This window comes from Streptomyces sp. NPDC003327, assembly GCF_053589515.1.
The window spans coordinates 172058-189381 of sequence record NZ_JBSFSA010000001.1; the positions used below are offsets into that span (position 1 = coordinate 172058).

A 17324-nucleotide genomic window follows, 5' to 3' on the forward strand; every position below is an offset into this window, starting at 1 on the left:
CTGCTTCTTCTTGCTTCTTCTTGACGTCTTCTCGCTACTTCTTCTTGCCGCCGGACTCGTCGCTCGAGAGGACAGCGATGAAGGCCTCTTGCGGCACCTCGACGGATCCGACCATCTTCATGCGCTTCTTGCCCTCCTTCTGCTTCTCGAGCAGCTTCCGCTTGCGGGAGATGTCACCGCCGTAGCACTTGGCGAGGACGTCCTTGCGGATGGCGCGGATGGTCTCGCGCGCGATGACCCGGGAACCGATCGCGGCCTGGATCGGCACCTCGAAGGCCTGCCGCGGGATGAGCTCGCGCAGCTTGGCGACGAGCCGCACGCCGTACGCGTAGGCGGCGTCCTTGTGGGTGATCGCCGAGAAGGCGTCGACCTTGTCGCCGTGCAGCAGGATGTCGACCTTGACCAGGCTGGAGGCCTGCTCGCCGGTGGGCTCGTAGTCCAGGGAGGCGTAGCCGCGCGTCTTCGACTTCAGCTGGTCGAAGAAGTCGAAGACGATCTCCGCGAGGGGGAGGGTGTAGCGGATCTCCACCCGGTCCTCGGAGAGGTAGTCCATGCCGATCAGCGTGCCGCGGCGGGTCTGGCAGAGCTCCATGATCGCGCCGATGAACTCGCTCGGGGCGAGGATCGTGGCGCGTACGACCGGCTCGTACACGTCGCTGATCTTGCCCTCGGGGAACTCGCTCGGGTTGGTGACCGTGTGCTCGCTGCCGTCCTCCATCACGACGCGGTAGACCACGTTCGGGGCGGTGGCGATGAGGTCGAGCCCGAACTCGCGCTCCAGGCGCTCGCGGATCACGTCCAGGTGGAGCAGGCCGAGGAAGCCCACGCGGAAACCGAAGCCGAGGGCGGCGGAGGTCTCCGGCTCGTAGACGAGCGCGGCGTCGTTGAGCTGCAGCTTGTCGAGGGCGTCGCGCAGCTCGGGGTAGTCCGAGCCGTCCAGCGGATACAGGCCCGAGAAGACCATCGGCTTCGGGTCCTTGTATCCGCCGAGTGCCTCGGTCGCGCCCTTGCTCTGGCTGGTGATCGTGTCACCGACCTTGGACTGGCGGACGTCCTTCACGCCGGTGATCAGGTAGCCCACCTCGCCGACGCCGAGGCCGTCGGCCGCCAGCATCTCGGGAGAGTTGGTGCCGATCTCCAGCAGCTCGTGGGTGGCGCCGGTCGACATCATCCTGATGCGCTCGCGCTTGTTGAGCTGCCCGTCGATCACACGGACGTACGTGACCACGCCCCGGTACGAGTCGTACACCGAGTCGAAGATCATCGCGCGGGCGGGGGCGTCGGCCACGCCCACGGGGGCCGGGACCTCCCGGACCACGCGGTCGAGCAGCGCCTCGACGCCCATGCCGGTCTTCGCGGAGACCTTGAGGACGTCCTCCGGCTGGCAGCCGATGAGGTTCGCCAGCTCCTCGGAGAACTTCTCCGGCTGGGCGGCCGGGAGGTCGATCTTGTTGAGGACCGGAACGATCGTGAGGTCGTTCTCCATCGCCAGGTAGAGGTTGGCGAGGGTCTGCGCCTCGATGCCCTGCGCCGCGTCGACGAGGAGGATGGTGCCCTCACAGGCCGCGAGGGACCGCGAGACCTCGTAGGTGAAGTCGACGTGCCCGGGGGTGTCGATCATGTTCAGGATGTGCGTCCTGCCCTGATCGGGGCCCTCGGTCGGCGCCCAGGGCAGCCGGACCGCCTGGGACTTGATCGTGATGCCGCGCTCGCGCTCGATGTCCATCCGGTCGAGGTACTGGGCGCGCATCTGCCGCTGGTCGACCACTCCGGTCAGCTGGAGCATCCGGTCGGCAAGGGTCGACTTGCCGTGGTCGATGTGCGCGATGATGCAGAAGTTGCGGATCAGAGCCGGGTCGGTACGGCTCGGCTCGGGCACGTTGGTAGGAGTCGCGGGCACGCAGGGTTCTCGTCTCGGGCGATGTTCAGAACGGATACGTAGGCTCCATGGTCCCATGCCCGCCGCCCGGCGCCCGGTTTGGGCGGGCCGGAGGGCGCCTGATACCGTGGACAGCTGTGTCTCGTGTGCCCTCTCAGCTGCGTGACACATCCTGAAGGAACATCGAACCTGTAAAGGCTCTCTCAGTGGCGAACATCAAGTCCCAGATCAAGCGGAACAAGACCAACGAGAAGGCGCGCCTGCGCAACAAGGCCGTCAAGTCGTCGCTCAAGACCGCGATCCGCAAGGCCCGTGAGGCTGTCGCCGCCGGCGACCTCGAGAAGGCCACCGTGGCCACCCGTGCCGCCTCGCGTCAGCTCGACAAGGCTGTCTCGAAGGGTGTCATCCACAAGAACGCCGCCGCCAACAAGAAGTCGGCGCTGGCGATCAAGGTCGCTTCCCTCCAGGGCTGAGCTCTGATCTAGCGCTTCACCGGTCGCGTACGGGACCCAGCGGACCCTCTCTACCGCTCCCGCCCGACCACCCGGCCCCGCACGCGAGACGCGTTCGCCACGCGTGTGCGGAACCACATCACGACGCCGAAGGCCCCGCCGCCCCTTCCCCAGGGACGCCGGGGCCTTCGCCGTACCGTCGCCTGTGGACCATGCGCTCCCCGGAGCCCCCCGCCGGGGCCGGGCCGGCCCGCTCGGATGCCGAAGTACGCAGGACCGGGGACGGGCGCACCGCCGCCGCCCATGGCGGGCGACGCGAAGCAGCCGCGCACCGGGCGGGGACGCGGGCCGTGACGGCGCGAAGCAGCCGCGCCCGGGCAGAGACGCAGGCCTGGCGGCGCAAAGCAGCCGCGCACCCGGCGGGGACGCGGGCCGTGGCGGCGCGAAGCAGCCGCGCCTGTCGGGGACGCGGGAGCGCGGCGCCCCGAAGCAGCGCGGCACCCAGCCGGAAACGGGGGCCGTGGGGGACGCGAAGCAGCCGCGCCTGCCGGGGACGCGGGAGCGCGGCGCCCCGAAGCAGCGCGGCACCCAGCCGGAAACGGGGGCCGTGGGGGACGCGAAGCAGCCGCGCACCCGGCGGGGACGCGGGCCGTGACGGCGCGAAGCAGCCGCGCCCGGGAAGAGACGCAGGCCTGGCGGCGCGTAGCAGCCGCGCCCAGACCGGGGGCCCGGGGGCGCAGCCCCCGGAGAACAACCCCCACCCCACCAGCCCCCGGCGGGGTTTCGGGAAGGGGCGGGGTGGGGGAAAAGCACCGCCCCCGAAACCACCACCCCGGCCCACAGCCGATGGCACAGGCCCGACGGCGCGAAGCGACCGCCGCCCACAGGCCGGCGGCCGAAGGCACAGGCCCCACGGCGCGAAGCAACCGCCGTCCATAGGCCGGCGGCCGGGGGCGCAGGCCCACGGCGGCGCGAAGCAGCCACTCACAGCCGTCGACGAGCCGGGCGGCGCGAAGCAGCCGCCCGCAGACCGGGGCCCCGGGGGCGGCAGCCCCCGGACAGCACCCCCCACCCCCCACCAGCCCCCGGCAGGGTTTCGGGAAGGGGCGGGGTGGGGGGAAATGCCCCGGCCAGGTCAGCCGCGCCGCGCCCTCGCCGCACGCGCCACCGCCACCACCGCCTTCTCCAGCGCGTACTCGGGGTCGTCCCCCCCGCCCTTCACCCCCGCGTCCGCCTCCGCGATCGCCCGCAGGGCGACGGACACCCCGTCCGGCGTCCACCCCCGCATCTGCTGCCGCACCCGGTCGATCTTCCACGGCGGCATCCCCAGCTCCCGCGCCAGGTCCGCCGGCCGCCCGCCCCGGGCGGACGACAGCTTGCCGATCGCCCGCACGCCCTGCGCGAGGGCGCTGGTGATGAGCACGGGGGCCACGCCCGTGGAGAGCGACCAGCGCAGCGCCTCGAGCGCCTCCGCCGCACGCCCCTCGACGGCGCGGTCGGCGACGTTGAAGGACGAGGCCTCGGCCCGGCCGGTGTAGTAGCGCCCCACGACGGCCTCGTCGATCGTCGTCTCGACGTCGGCGGTGAGCTGCGCGACGGCGGACGCCAGCTCCCGCAGGTCGCTGCCGATCGCGTCGACGAGCGCCTGGCACGCCTCGGGCGTCGCGGAGCGCCCGAGGGCCCGGAACTCCTGTCGTACGAAGGTCAGCCGTTCCGCCGGCTTCGTGGTCTTCGGGCAGGCCACCTCCCGGGCCCCCGCCTTGCGGGCGGCGTCGAGCAGCCCCTTGCCCTTGGCGCCTCCGGCGTGGAGCAGGACGAGCGTGATCTCCTCGATGGGCGCGTCGAGGTACGCCTTGACGTCCTTGATCGTGTCGGCGGAGAGGTCCTGGGCGTTCCGCACGACGAGGACCTTGCGCTCGGCGAAGAGCGAGGGGCTGGTGAGCTCGGCGAGACTGCCGGGCTGCAGCTGGTCGGGCGTGAGGTCGCGCACGTCGGTGTCGGCGTCGGCCGCGCGGGCGGCCGCCACCACCTCCTGGACGGCGCGGTCGAGGAGCAGGTCCTCCTGCCCCACGGCGAGCGTCACGGGGCCGAGGAGGTCGTCGGGGGAAGTCTTTCTGGTGGCCATCGCGGTCCAGCATCCCACGGGCCACCGACAGCGCCGTGCGCCCGGCCGACGGGGCCCGGGCCAGGCTCCCCGGCCGGGGCCCGGACCGGGGAGCGGGCCAGGACGGGCGGGACGCGACAATGGCGGCGTGAGTGGACGACACGTACTGGTACTGCCCGACCGTGACGCGGCCGAGGAGGTCGCCGAGGAGCTCCCCGACCGGTTCGGCGTGGCCGAGGAGCCCCAGCTGGTGCGCGACGCGCTGGCCGGCGAGGACGACGCCGAGGACGCGCAGTGGCTGGTGGTGGTCGAGGACCCGGACGACCGGCTCGACCCGGCGGAGCTCGACGCGCTGGCCGCCGAGTACGAGGGGTGGCTCGAGGCCCCGTAGGCCTCAGCCCCGGACCGTCCCCGGGCGCGTGCGGCCGTCCCCCGGGCGCGTGCGGCATCTACGGCGTCTGCGGCACCTTCGGCACGATCTGGATGTCCAGGTCGATGGTGATGCTGGACCCGACCGCCGCGATGCCTCGCGCGAGCAGTGTCTGCCAGGTGAGCGTGAAGTCCTCGCGGTGCAGTTCGGTGGAGGCCCGGCAGGCGGCGCGGGTCTCGTCCTCCAGGCCGTTGCCGAGGCCGAGGTACTGGGTGTCGAGGGTCACCGTGCGGCTCACTCCGTGGAGGGTGAGGGCGCCGGTGACGGCCCAACGGCTGCCGCCCCGGTGGACGAAGCGCTCGCTGAAGAACTCGATGGTGGGGTAGGCCCCGACCTCCAGGAAGTCGGCGGAGCGCAGGTGGTCGTCGCGCATCTGCACCCCGGTGTCGATGGAGGCGGCGTCGATGACGACGTGCATGGCCGAGTCCTCCATCCGGTCGGCGACACGGATGGCGCCCGCGAAGCTGTTGAACCGTCCGTGGATCCGGGCGAGTCCGATGTGCCGGGCGACGAAGCCGATCTGCGAGTGGTGGGGGTCGATCTGCCACTCGCCGGGTTCGGGGAGCTGCGGCTGCGGGGCGATCTGGAGGAGGACGTCGCCGAGGCCGTGGTGTTCGCCCTCGGTGACGACGGCGCTGGTGCGGTGGGGGGTGTACCCCTCGGAGGTGACGGCGAGCCGGTACTCGCCCGCCGGGACGGTGGCCAGCACCCGCCCGTAGGGGTCGCTCTCGCCGCCCAGCACCCTGCGGCCTGCGGCGTCGCTGAGGACGAACTCGGCCTGCCGTACCGGTTCGTGCACGGGGTCGAGCACCCGGCAGCTCAGCACTCCCGCCGAGGCGGGTACGGCGACGTCGGCGTACGGGCCGCTCCGTGCGGCACCCGCCCCACGCTTCGCGAACAGACGACCGAACATTCCTCACGCACCCCCGTGCGACTCGTTCACCATGCAACGAAGTCGCATTCGATCACTGCTGGGGCGTTCGAGGCAAACAGGCCGAGTGTCGTCAAGTGTGGCCAAGTGTTACCGAGGGTCCGAATTGAGGGGTCCACGTACGACGGGCAGCTCGTCCAGCGTGATCCCGAACAGGTCCCGGTACGCGGCCCGTACCTCCTCGTCCGCGTCGAGGTCGCGCTCCAGCCGCTCGCCGTGGACCCGGCTGATCATCTTCATGCCGCTGAGGGTCACCCGGCCCTCCTCCGTGAGCAGCGAGCAGATGAGCGAGCGCGGGAAGTGCGAGTCGGGCGAGGTCTGGTGGTACCAGGCGCCTGCGGCGAAGTCGGCGAGCTCGCGCGGGCGGACTTCGAGGCGGTACTGCGGCTTGCCGTCGCGCAGGACGTCCAGGTCGCCCGTACCGTCACCGGTCTCCCTGATCAGGAAGACGCCCGCCGGGTCCGCCTGCTCGCCGCGCTCGTCGAAGGCCAGGGGGTGGTGGCTGTGCTCGCCGAAGCCGACGTCGGCCAGCCACCTGGCCCCGTCCGCCGTTTCCACGAGCAGCGCCATGTGGTCGTACGGGATGCCCGGCCGCCCCTCCTCGCCGAAGACTCGGCCCTGGAGCAGCGAGACCCGGTAGCCGAGCCCCCGCAGCAGCACCGCGAAGGCGGTGTTCAGTTCGTAGCAGAAGCCACCGCGCCGGGCGCCGACCACCTTGTCGACCAGCGCCTTCTCGTCGAGCACGATGGGCTCGCGGAGGTGGATCGAGAGGTTCTCGAAGGGCACGCTCCTGAGGTGGCGCAGGTGCAGCGCGCACAGGGCGGCCGCGTCCGCCCGCGCGGGCCGCTCCGCGCCGATGCGCCGCAGGTAGGCGTCGATGTCGTCGGCGGAGAACGCGGTGGTGCCGGCGGGGGTGGTGCCGGTCGGCTGAGTCGTCATGGTGGCAGTCTGCCCCGGCCCGCCCCGGAGATCATCCGACTATGACGCGTTCCCCTTCGCTCGTGGGCAGTTCGCGCATCCGCGCGAGCGGGGAGGGCAGCAGCCAGAGGACGGCGAAGACGGCTCCGACGGTCGCTGTCCAGAGCGTCGGGCGCAGCCCGATGGCGGTGCCGAGCACTCCGCCGACGAGGGCGCCGAGCGGGCGGAAGCCGTGGTTGAGGGTGCGGTACGCGCCCATGACCCGGGCCCGGATGGCGTCGGGTATCGCCGCCATCTGGTACGCCCCGGCGGCGATGTCCACGATCATCACGCCCACGCAGGACAGGAACTCCGCGAGGAAGAGCAGCGCCACGACCAGCGGCAGCGGCCCGTCGGCCAAGGGCACGAGGAGCAGGGGCAGGGTGAAGCCGAGGAAACCGGTGATGAGCGAACCACCGATGCCGATCCTCCGGACGACCGCGCCGCTGACCACGGCCCCGATGAGACCGCCGACGGCTCCGGCGGCCAGCACGGCCCCGAGCAGGCCCGCGCTCAGGCCGAGTTCGGTGGTCACGTAGAGCACGAAGAGGGTGTGGAACATGTAGTTGAAGAACTGGATCGTGCCGGAGGAGGCGAACAGCGCCCGCATCGAACGGTCCCTGAGCACCCAGCGGAGCCCTTCCGTGAAGTGCCCCTTGACCACCGGAGCGGGCGCGGGCTCCACCGGCCGGATCCGGGCCAGGTATCCCGCCGACAGCAGGTAGGTGAGGGCGTCCGCGACGAGGGCCAGCGGCGCGGTGAGGACCTGCACGAGCACACCGCCGACACCGGGCCCGCCGAGCCAGGCCATCGAACGCGCGCCGTTGACCAACGAGTTGGCCTGCACATATCGGTCGGCCGGGACGAGGGCCACGAAGATCGTGGCGTTGCAGACGTCGAACAGCACGGTGAGCGCGCCGACGCCGAAGGCGACCGCGTACAGCTGCCCCAGGGTGAGCGCGTCGAGCGCGTAGGCGAGGGGCAGCGTCAGGAGCAGCGCGGCACGCCCCAGGTCCGCCGCGATCATGACGTGCCTGCGCCGGGCCTGCCGGTCGGCCCACGCGCCGAGTGGCAGGTTCAGCAGCAGGGCGGGGAGCAGTTCGACGGTCTTGAGCCAGCCCATGGCCGCGGCGTCGGCCCCGAGGACCATGATGGCGGCGAGCGGGATCGCGATGAGCGAGATCTGGTCGCCGAGGAGGGAGACGGTCTGTCCCGTCCAGTAGCGGCGGAAGACCGGCTCGCGTAGCAGCGCCGGTATGCGGTCCGTCAGGGCCATGTGTCTCACTCCTCCGTGGTGTCGTCGGTCTGCCGAGGCTCGGTGGTGTGCCGGGGTTCGACGGCGTGCCGGGGTTCGGCGGCGTGCCGGTCCTCGTCGGGGCCGGGGTCCAGGTAGGCGATCCGCATGATGCTGACGGGCTCGGCGCCGGCGGGCCGCAGGCTCGGGTCGGTCTCGCGCTCCTCGTAGGGCAGGAGCAGGTCGACGATCCGCTGACCGAGGTCGGCGAGTTCCGCGGGGGTGAGGTAGAGCAGGGAGTCGCCGAACTGCTCGGCCTCCCGCCACTCCTTCGACACCCCGCCCCGGTTCTCCAGGGCCTGGGCGAACCGCCCGAAGTAGCGCTCGGCGACGGCCACGTTCAGCGCGTCGGTCGCCTCGGCCACCGAGGGGTCCTCGCTGTAGCCGGGCCACTCGGTGTAGCGGGCGGTGGCCCGCCAGGGCTTCTCGCGGCCCCGGCCGCCCGGGGCCTCCTCGACCAGTCCGTACTTGGCGAGTATCCGCAGGTGGTACGAGCAGCTGGCGACGGACTCGCCCGTCAGCTCGGCGGCCCGAGTGGCGGTGAAGGGCCCGCTGCGCCGCAGCAGTCCCACCAGCGTCATGCGCAGGGGGTGGGCGTAGGCCCGCAGGGCGCGGGGGTCGGTCAACTGGATGCTGCGGGGCTGCTCGCCCTCGGGCTGGGGTGTGCTCTCCGGCATGTTCTCAAGCTATCTATAGAAAGACTCCTTTACAAGCATTCCTTTACATAGGTCGCCGGCCCAGCGCGCTCCGTTCATTCCCCCCTCGTCACGGCGACGAGGTCCCGCCCCGCCCCCACCACGGCCACCGCCCCGTCCCGGTCGGTCCGCAGCACTCGCGCCCCGCCCGCCCGCAGCGCCGCCACCGTCCGTGGGGACGGATGCCCGTACGGGTTGTCGCTGCCCGTCGACACCAGCGCGAGCCGGGGCCGGGCCGCCCGCATCAGCCCGGGGTCCTGGTGCGCGGACCCATGGTGGGCGACCTTGAGCACGTCCACCCGTGCCACCTCCAATGCCGAGGCGACCAGCAGGGCCCGCTGCGCCGGCGGTTCCAGATCGCCGAGCAGCAACAGCCGCGCTCCCCCGGGAGTCCGTACGAGGAGGGTGACGCTAGCGTCGTTCGGCCCCGTCTCCGCCGCCGGAGCCCCGGCCGCCGGCCAGAGCACCCGCCATTCCAGGGCGCCGACCCTCCGCCGCTCCCCGGCCTCCGCCCGGATCAGGGGCACCCCCGCGGCCGCCGCCGTCCGCCGGACGAACGCCGCCTGCCCCGGCGGCTCTTCCAGCCCCGTGGTCTGGATCGCCCCCACCGCTCTCCCCCGCAACACCCCCGGCAGACCCGCCACATGGTCCGCGTGGAAGTGCGTCAGCACCACCAAAGGCACCCGGCGGACGCCCAGTTCGCGCAGGCAGCGATCGACGGGCGCGGGGTCGGGCCCGGCGTCGACCACGACCGCCTCGTCCCGGCCCGCCGCGAGCACGGTCGCGTCCCCCTGCCCCACCTGGCACATCGCGAACACCCAGCCCGGCGGTGGCCACCCCGTCGCCCAGCGGGCCAGCGGCGCCGGTCTGACCACCACGAGGAGGAGCAGGACGGCGGCGAACGACGCGAGCCAGGCCCGGTACGGCAGCCGCCGCACCCCGAGCACCATCAGGGCGGTGAGCAACGCGAGGGCGAGGCCGCCCCACCAGCCGCCGGGCCAGGCGAGTTCCGCTCCGGGGAACTCCGCCCCGGTCCTCGCCACCCGCGCGATCCAGCCGGCGGGCCACCCCGCCGCCCAGGCCAGTCCCACCGCCGCGGGCTCCCAGGCCGGGGCCACCGCGAGCGCGGCGAAGCCGAGCACCGTGGCCGGGGCGACGGCGAGTTCGGCGAACAGGTTCGCAGGGATCGCCACCAGGCTCACCCGCGCGGCGAAGACCACGACGACCGGCGCGCAGACCGCCTGGGCCGCCAGGGTCGCGGCCAACGCCTCCGCGAGCCGCCCGGGCACCCCGCGCCGCCGCAGGGCCGCGCTCCATCGCGGTGCGAGCGTCAGCAGCGACCCGGTGGCCAGCACCGAGAGCAGGAACCCGTAACTCCTCGCCAGCCAAGGGTCGTAGAGCACCAGGAGGAGCACGGCGGCCGCCAGCGCCGGGATCAGCGACCGCCGTCGGCCCGTACCGATCGCGAGGAGGGCCACCAGGCCGCAGGCGGCGGCGCGCAGCACGCTCGGATCCGGTCGGCAGACGAGCACGAAGGCGAGGGTCAGCCCGCCTCCGGCCAGGGCGGTGATCCTCAGCGACAGCCCCAACCGCGGCGCCAGACCGCCCCGTTCCACCTGGCCTGCCGTCCCCGGCCGTCCGATCAGCAGCAGCAGGACGACCGCCAGGTTGGACCCGGACACGGCCAGGAGATGGGTCAGGTCCGTCGCCACGAAGGCGTCGCGCAGGTCCGTGCCGATCCTGGACGTGTCGCCGACGACCAGCCCGGGCAGCAGGGCACGGGCATCGGCGGGGAGTCCCTCGCTGACCCTCCGCAGACCGGCCCGCAGCTCCCCCGCCGTGCGCTGCGCGGCGGTCGGCGGGGCGACGACCTCGGGAGGACCCGCCCGGACGACCTTCACCACCGCCGCGAACGGATCGGCGGGATCGAGGGGCCTCGCGAATCGGGCGACCAGCCTCACCCGGGTCGACGGAAGCAGTCCCAGCCAGTCGTCCCGCCCCTCCCCCGGCGGCACGATCACCAGCACCGGGGCCCGGGTCCGCAGAACCGAACCGTCCGCCCTGTCCACCCTCGTCACCTCACCGTCCACGACCACCGAGACGGGCGCCATCGCGTTGCCCCGCACCTTCGGCCGGGTCAGCCGAGGATCGGACGTGACCGTCACCTCCACCTCGGCACGGCCGTACTCCTCTGCCAGGGCCGGGACGGGTCCGCGCACCAGATCCGCCGCGTGCAGTCCCGCCGACGCCGCTCCCGCGGCCGCGCACAGCAGCACTCCGGCGGCCGCCGTGGCCCGCAACCGCCACCCCGGCGTGCAGACGGGTGCCGCCCCGGCGGGCCGACCCGTCACCCGGGTCGCCAGCAGCACTCCCGCGCCCGTCAGGCAGACCGCGACCACGGCCACCGTCGACCCCCCGGTGGCGCCCAGCGCCCACGCGGCGGCCGCCCAGGCCGCCAGGGCCAGGGGCACGAGCCGCAGATCGGCCGGACCTTCGCGCGGCTCCCGCTCCCCCGGCGGGCTCCCGCCGCCGTTCACGGCCTGACCAGCGGTTCCAGATCGGCGAACCGGCGCTCGCCGATGCCGTTGACCTCCCGCAGCTCGGCGACCGTGCGGAAGCCGCCGTGCTCGGTGCGGTGGTCGACGATGTGCCGGGCGAGGACCGGTCCGACGCCGGGGAGCGCGTCGAGCTGCTCCACCGTGGCGGCGTTCAGGCTGAGCGGCACGGGGGGTCCGGGCGGCCCGGCACCGGGAGCTGCACCCGTCCCCGCGCCACCACCCGGCGGGCCCGGCACCCCCACGAGGACCTGCTCACCGTCCATGAGCACGCGCGCCCGGTTGAGCCCGGTGAGATCGGCTTCCGGCTTCGCGCCTCCCGCCGCCCGCACGGCGTCCGCGACGCGGGACCCCGCCGGCAGGGTCAGCACCCCGGGGCTGCGCACCTTGCCGCCCACGTCGACGACGACCTCGGACGCACCCGTGGCCCGCGCCGGCACCTGCCGCGCCCCGCCGCCCCCGTTGGCCGCACCGCTCGGGGTCGGCGCGGCCGCCACGGGCACGGTCTCGACCGGCGCCGCACGGACCACCTCGGGAGCGCGCACCGTCTCCGGCCGCCCCGACCAGAAGTAACCACCCGCCGCCCCGGCCGCCACGACGAGGACGACGGACAGCGCGGCCAGCGTCCTCGGTTCGAGCCCGCACCGCGTCTGCACCCACACGGGAGTCCGCTCACGGAGCACGGACGCCAGCCGCTCCCGTACCCCCGGCCCGCCCTCGACCGCCCCGCCGTCCACCGAATCGGCACCGGACTCCGCCGCGGCCGAGGCCCCCGACGCCTCCGGCCCCGCCGCGGCCGGGAACAGCGCGTCACCCCGGGCCCGCGCCGCGCCCTCGCCGTGCGGCGCCCCGACGACCACCCGCCGCACCCTCGTACGCCGCCGGGCGCGGCCCGGAGGCGAGCCGCGCCCGCCGGGGCGGCTCCGCCCGTCGGAACCCGGCGCCCTGCCCGGCCCGCTCCTCGGAGCGGCGTACCCGCTTGCCGTGCCGAGCGCCGTTGATGGCACCGATGCTGCCGAGGCAGCCGCCGCCGATGCCGCTGCCGAAACCGTCGACGCCACGTCAGCCGTCGACGCCGCGTCTTCCGTGGATGCCGTCGTGCGTGTGTGAAGAGTCATGCTCGTGACGGTAAGGATCACCGCCCCGCCGTGCCGGTCCCCTTCGTGATCCGTGGACAACGGCCCGGTTGTGGAAAACTCCCTCACTCGTTCGAGGGAGTGACCACCTCAGCGCGGCGAGACGACGACCGCGAGCAACCCAGGGCCCGTGTGGGCGCCGATGACCGCGCCCACCTCGCTGACCCGGAGCTCCTCGACGCCCGTCAGCCGCTCCTTCAACCGGTCCGCCAGAGCGGCGGCCCGCTCGGGGGCGGAGAGGTGGTGAACGGCGATGTCGACGGCGCCGGCACCGGCCTGCTCGACGGCGATCTCCTCCAGGCGCGCGATGGCCTTCGACGCGGTCCGCACCTTCTCGCGCAGCACGATCCGGCCCCCGTCGAGTTCGAGGAGCGGCTTGACCGCGAGGGCGGAACCCAGCAGGGCCTGCGCGGCCCCGATGCGCCCGCCCCTGCGCAGATACTCCAGCGTGTCGACGTAGAAGTAGGCGGAGGTGCCCGCGATCCGCTTCTCCGCCGCCGCGACGGCGTCGTCGAGCGAGCCGCCCGCCTCCACGGCCTCCGCCGCGGCCACGGCGCAGAAGCCCAGCGCCATGCCCATCATGCGGGTGTCCACGACCCGTACGGGCACGGGAGCGTCCTTCGCCGCCAGAACGGCGGCGTCATAGGTGCCGGACACCTCGGCGGAGAGGTGGAGGGAGACGATGCCGTCGGCGCCGGCCTCGGCCGCCTCGCGGTACGCCGCGGCGAAGACCTCCGGACTGGGCCGCGAGGTGGTGACGGAGCGCCGCTTCTGCAGGGCCTCGGCGAGGGACCTGGCCGAGATCTCCGTGCCCTCCTCGTAGGCGCGGTCGCCGATGACGACGGTCAGCGGAACCGCGGTGATGGCGTGCCGCTCCATCGTCTGGGGTGGCAGGTAGGCCGTGGAATCGGTGACGATCGCGACATGCCGGGACATGAGCGGGAGGTTACCCGCCGAGGCCACCACGTGGCAGCCCGGCCCCCTGACCGGCGCCGGTCCGTGCCCCTGGCAATCGGAGCCGTCACCCGCGTCAGGTGGTGCTCTCCGGCCGCGGTGCCTTCTCCCACGGGTAGGAACTCAGGCGCGGGTCGGGCGCGGTGATCGACGGCTGCTCCGCCGGCCGCCCCGCCGCCGTGCCCGATTCCGTCTGTCCAGCACGGCCCGCCGCCCCACCGCCGTACGTCCCCCCGTACGTCTCCTGCGCGGGCGCGGCGGCCGGCTCGCCCCAGGCGTCCGGGGCGGTGGGGTCCGAGGTGCCCGACGGCGTGTCCCAGTGCCTCAGCGCGCCCGCCTCGACGTCGATCTGGGCGCTGAGGGTCGACAGGTCGTCCTCGGCGAACTTCCGCGCGCGGTCCCGGGCGGCGCGGCGCAGCGCGTCGGCCGAGCCGGTGATCTGCTCCGTCCGCGCGGTCAGGTCCGGCAGCTGCCCGGCGACGTAGGCCCGGTCCGGCTCCCGCTCCAGCCGCTTGAGGTCGGCGTCCAGTTCGAGACCGTGCGCGCTGAGCCGGTGGAAGAGGTCGAGCGACTCCCTCAGCGAGGCGTCCTCGACCGCGCCCGCCCGGAGCGCTTCCTGCGTGGCCCGCATCGAGGTGCGCAGGTTGAGCCGCAGTCGGGCCAGCTCGCCCGCGACCCCCGCCTGGCCGAAGCTCTTGGCCCGCAGGGTGGTGTCCTCGACCGTGCGCCTGGCCTGGTCGAGGGTGCGGTCGACGCCTCGCTTGGCGGCCTTGGCGACCTTCACCGTGACGAAGATCCCGAGCCCCACGAACGTCAAGAAGAGCAGCGCCAGGATCGTGATAATCGCGGCTTCCATGTGCGCCCCTCCGGCGTCCGACGAGTTCCCCACTGCTGTGGTTCCTCCACGGTAAACGGAACGGGCAGGCCGGTGGTTCCATCGGAACCCCCAACCTGCCCGTAGGGGAAAACCCCTGGGTCCATCCGACCGGTCATCCGGTCACCCGGTCACCCGGTCACCCGCCCGTCGGCGATCAGCCACCCGTCGGCGATCAGCCGGCCACGATGTTGACCAGCTTCGGCGCGCGGACGATCACCTTGCGGATCTCCGCGCCGCCCAGCGCCGCGACCACGTGCGGGTCCGCCAGTGCCAGCGCCTCCAGGTCGGCGTCACTGATCGACGGCGAGACCTCCAGGCGGGCCTTGACCTTGCCCTTGATCTGCACGACGCAGGTCACGGTCTCGTCGACGACGTAGGCCGGGTCGGCGACCGGGAAGGCCTGGTGGACGACCGACTCGGCGTGGCCCAGGCGGCGCCACAGCTCCTCGGCGATGTGCGGCGCCAGCGGGGCGACCAGCAGCACCAGCTGCTCGGCGACCGCGCGGGAGAGCGCGCCACCGGACTTGGTCAGGTGGTTGTTCAGCTCGGTGATCTTGGCGATGGCGGTGTTGAAGCGCATCGCGACCATGTCCTGGGAGACACCGTCGATCGCCTTGTGCAGGGCCCGCAGGGTGTCCTCGTCGGGCGCCGTGTCGACGACGGTGACCTCGCCGGTCGACTCGTCGACGATGTTGCGCCACAGGCGCTGCAGCAGCCGGTACTGGCCGACGACGGCGCGGGTGTCCCACGGACGGGAGACGTCCAGCGGGCCCATCGCCATCTCGTACAGGCGCAGGGTGTCGGCGCCGTACTCGGCGCAGATCTCGTCCGGCGTGACGGCGTTCTTCAGGGACTTGCCCATCTTGCCCAGGACGCGGCTGACCTTCTCGCCCTCGTAGTAGAAGGCGCCGTCCCGCTCCTCGACCTCGGCCGCCGGCACCGCGATGCCGCGCGCGTCGCGGTAGACGAAGGCCTGGATCATGCCCTGGTTGTACAGCTTGTGGAAGGGCTCGGCGGAGGAGATGTGGCCCAGGTCGAAAAGGATCTTCGACCAGAAGCGGGCGTACAGCAGGTGCAGGACCGCGTGCTCGGCGCCGCCGACGTACAGGTCGACGCCGCCGGTCGGCATGCCCTCGCGCGGGCCCATCCAGTACTGCTCGACGGCCGGGTCGACCAGCTTCTCGTCGTTGTGCGGGTCCAGGTAGCGCAGCTCGTACCAGCAGGAGCCCGCCCAGTTGGGCATCGTGTTGGTCTCGCGGCGGTACTTCTTCGGCCCGTCGCCCAGGTCCAGGGTGACGTTGACCCAGTCCTCGTTGCGGGACAGGGGCGTCTCCGGCTGGGTGTCGGCGTCGTCCGGGTCGAAGGTGCGCGGCGAGTAGTCCTCGACCTCGGGCAGCTCCAGCGGCAGCATCGACTCGGGCAGCGAGTGCGCGACGCCGTCCTCGTCGTAGACGATCGGGAAGGGCTCGCCCCAGTACCGCTGGCGGCTGAACAGCCAGTCGCGCAGACGGAAGTTGACGGTGCCCTCGCCGATGCCGCGCTCGGCCAGCCAGGCGGTGATCCGCGCCTTGGCGTCGACGACGCCCAGGCCGTCCAGGTCGACCTCGTCGTTCGAGGAGTTGATCAGCTTGGCCTCGTACGAGGCGAAGGCGTCGTCCCACGTCGACGGGTCGGTGCCCCGGTCGTCCGAGGGCTCGACGACGCAGCGCATGGGCAGCTCGAAGGCGCGCGCGAAGGCGAAGTCGCGGGTGTCGTGCGCCGGGACGGCCATGATCGCGCCGGTGCCGTAGCCCATCAGGACGTAGTCGGCGATGAAGACGGGCACCTGCTCGCCGCTGACCGGGTTGGTCGCGTACGCGCCGGTGAAGACGCCGGTCTTGTCCTTCGCCTCGGCCTGGCGCTCGACGTCGGACTTGGAGGCGGCCTGCTTGCGGTAGGCGTCGACGGCCTCGGCGGGGGTGGCGTGGCCGCCGGTCCACACGTCGTGGGTGCCCTCGGGCCAGGCGGCCGGGACGATCTTCTCGACCAGGTCGTGCTCGGGCGCCAGGACCATGTACGTGGCGCCGAACAGGGTGTCCTGGCGGGTCGTGAAGACGGTGATCGCACCGGCGTCGCCGACCTGGAAGTCGACGCGGGCGCCCTCGGAGCGGCCGATCCAGTTCCGCTGCTGCAGCTTGATGGCCTCGGGCCAGTCCAGGCCGTCCAGGTCGTCGAGCAGGCGGTCCGCGTAGGCGGTGATGCGCATGTTCCACTGGCGCAGCTTGGCCTTGAAGACGGGGAAGTTGCCGCGCTCGGAGCGGCCGTCGGCGGTGACCTCCTCGTTGGCCAGGACCGTGCCCAGGCCGGGGCACCAGTTGACGGGCGCGTCGGAGGCGTAGGCCAGGCGGTACTCGCCCAGGACGTCGGCGCGCTCGGCGGCGTTCAGCTCGCTCCACGCGCGCGTGCCGGGAACCTCACGCGTGCCGGGAACCTCACGGGTGCCGTTCTCGAACTGCTCGACCAGCTCGGCGATCGGGCGCGCCTTGCCGGCCTCGTCGTCGTACCAGGAGTTGAAGATCTGCAGGAAGATCCACTGGGTCCACTTGTAGTACTCCGGGTCGATCGTGGCGAACGACCGGCGCTTGTCGTGGCCCAGGCCCAGCCGGCGCAGCTGGACCTTCATGTTCTCCATGTTGGCCTCGGTGGACACGCGCGGGTGCGTGCCGGTCTGCACGGCGTACTGCTCGGCGGGCAGGCCGAAGGCGTCGAAGCCCAGGGTGTGCAGCACGTTGTGGCCGGTCATGCGCGCGTGGCGGGCGAAGACGTCCGTGGCGATGTAGCCGAGCGGGTGGCCGACGTGCAGGCCCGCACCCGAGGGGTACGGGAACATGTCCATGATGAACTTCTTGGGCCGGGCGGCGACCTCGGCGTCACCTGCCAGGTCACCGGTCGGGTTCGGCGCCTCGTAGGTGCCCTCGGCGTCCCAGAAGTCCTGCCAGCGTGCCTCGATGTCGGCGGCCATGGCCGCCGTGTAGCGATGCGGAGCCGCCGTCTCGGCGGCCGTATTGATCTCGGTCATGG

14 protein-coding genes are annotated in these 17324 nt (G+C 72.9%); 3 read left to right on the forward strand and 11 right to left on the reverse strand.

Annotation, left to right across the window (positions count from 1 at the left end; genetic code table 11):
• Nucleotides 1–34 precede the first annotated feature (34 nt).
• Nucleotides 35–1900 carry a translation elongation factor 4 gene (gene lepA, locus ACWDVG_RS00840; RefSeq protein WP_451694825.1) on the reverse strand — a complete coding sequence of 622 codons (1866 nt, stop codon included), beginning with the start codon at nt 1898–1900 and terminating at the stop codon, nt 35–37.
• A 185-nt stretch (nt 1901–2085) separates the two neighbouring features.
• Between lepA and rpsT the strand changes: the two genes are divergently transcribed.
• A complete protein-coding gene (rpsT, locus tag ACWDVG_RS00845) occupies nt 2086–2352 on the forward strand; it encodes a 30S ribosomal protein S20 (protein ID WP_093876150.1) in 267 nt (88 codons plus the stop codon).
• A 1114-nt stretch (nt 2353–3466) separates the two neighbouring features.
• Here the strand turns inward: rpsT and holA are convergent.
• Nucleotides 3467–4456, reverse strand: coding sequence for a DNA polymerase III subunit delta (gene holA / locus ACWDVG_RS00850; RefSeq protein ID WP_451694827.1), 990 nt, complete (start codon nt 4454–4456; stop codon nt 3467–3469).
• A gap of 127 nt (nt 4457–4583) precedes the next feature.
• Between holA and ACWDVG_RS00855 the strand changes: the two genes are divergently transcribed.
• On the forward strand, nt 4584–4826 hold the full coding sequence (locus ACWDVG_RS00855) for a hypothetical protein (protein ID WP_451694829.1): 243 nt from the start codon (nt 4584–4586) through the stop codon (nt 4824–4826).
• Between the two features lie 58 nt (nt 4827–4884).
• Here ACWDVG_RS00855 and ACWDVG_RS00860 read toward each other — a convergent pair whose 3' ends face one another.
• The 6 genes from ACWDVG_RS00860 to ACWDVG_RS00885 form a co-directional block, all read right to left on the reverse strand.
• Nucleotides 4885–5778 (reverse strand): YceI family protein, encoded by an 894-nt coding sequence (locus ACWDVG_RS00860; protein ID WP_451694831.1) that lies wholly within the window; start codon nt 5776–5778, stop codon nt 4885–4887.
• Between the two features lie 108 nt (nt 5779–5886).
• Nucleotides 5887–6735, reverse strand: a complete 849-nt coding sequence (locus ACWDVG_RS00865) for an arylamine N-acetyltransferase family protein (RefSeq protein WP_451694833.1) — start codon at nt 6733–6735, stop codon at nt 5887–5889.
• Between the two features lie 31 nt (nt 6736–6766).
• Nucleotides 6767–8029, reverse strand: a complete 1263-nt coding sequence (locus ACWDVG_RS00870; protein WP_451694835.1) for an MFS transporter — start codon at nt 8027–8029, stop codon at nt 6767–6769.
• 5 nt (nt 8030–8034) lie between these two features.
• On the reverse strand, nt 8035–8724 hold the full coding sequence (locus tag ACWDVG_RS00875) for a winged helix-turn-helix domain-containing protein (RefSeq protein ID WP_451694837.1): 690 nt from the start codon (nt 8722–8724) through the stop codon (nt 8035–8037).
• A gap of 74 nt (nt 8725–8798) precedes the next feature.
• Nucleotides 8799–11213, reverse strand: coding sequence for a ComEC/Rec2 family competence protein (locus tag ACWDVG_RS00880; RefSeq protein ID WP_451694839.1), 2415 nt, complete (start codon nt 11211–11213; stop codon nt 8799–8801).
• 62 nt (nt 11214–11275) lie between these two features.
• On the reverse strand, nt 11276–12157 hold the full coding sequence (locus ACWDVG_RS00885; protein ID WP_451694841.1) for a helix-hairpin-helix domain-containing protein: 882 nt from the start codon (nt 12155–12157) through the stop codon (nt 11276–11278).
• 124 nt (nt 12158–12281) lie between these two features.
• Between ACWDVG_RS00885 and ACWDVG_RS00890 the strand changes: the two genes are divergently transcribed.
• Entirely contained in the window at nt 12282–12407 is a 126-nt protein-coding gene (locus ACWDVG_RS00890; protein WP_451694843.1) for a hypothetical protein, read from the forward strand.
• A 116-nt stretch (nt 12408–12523) separates the two neighbouring features.
• Here ACWDVG_RS00890 and ACWDVG_RS00895 read toward each other — a convergent pair whose 3' ends face one another.
• The 3 genes from ACWDVG_RS00895 to leuS form a co-directional block, all read right to left on the reverse strand.
• A complete protein-coding gene (locus ACWDVG_RS00895; RefSeq protein WP_451694844.1) occupies nt 12524–13369 on the reverse strand; it encodes a DegV family protein in 846 nt (281 codons plus the stop codon).
• Nucleotides 13370–13463: 94 nt separating this feature from the next.
• Nucleotides 13464–14243 carry a hypothetical protein gene (locus tag ACWDVG_RS00900; protein ID WP_451694846.1) on the reverse strand — a complete coding sequence of 260 codons (780 nt, stop codon included), beginning with the start codon at nt 14241–14243 and terminating at the stop codon, nt 13464–13466.
• 193 nt (nt 14244–14436) lie between these two features.
• Nucleotides 14437–17322, reverse strand: a complete 2886-nt coding sequence (gene leuS, locus ACWDVG_RS00905) for a leucine--tRNA ligase (protein ID WP_451694848.1) — start codon at nt 17320–17322, stop codon at nt 14437–14439.
• Nucleotides 17323–17324 lie beyond the last annotated feature (2 nt).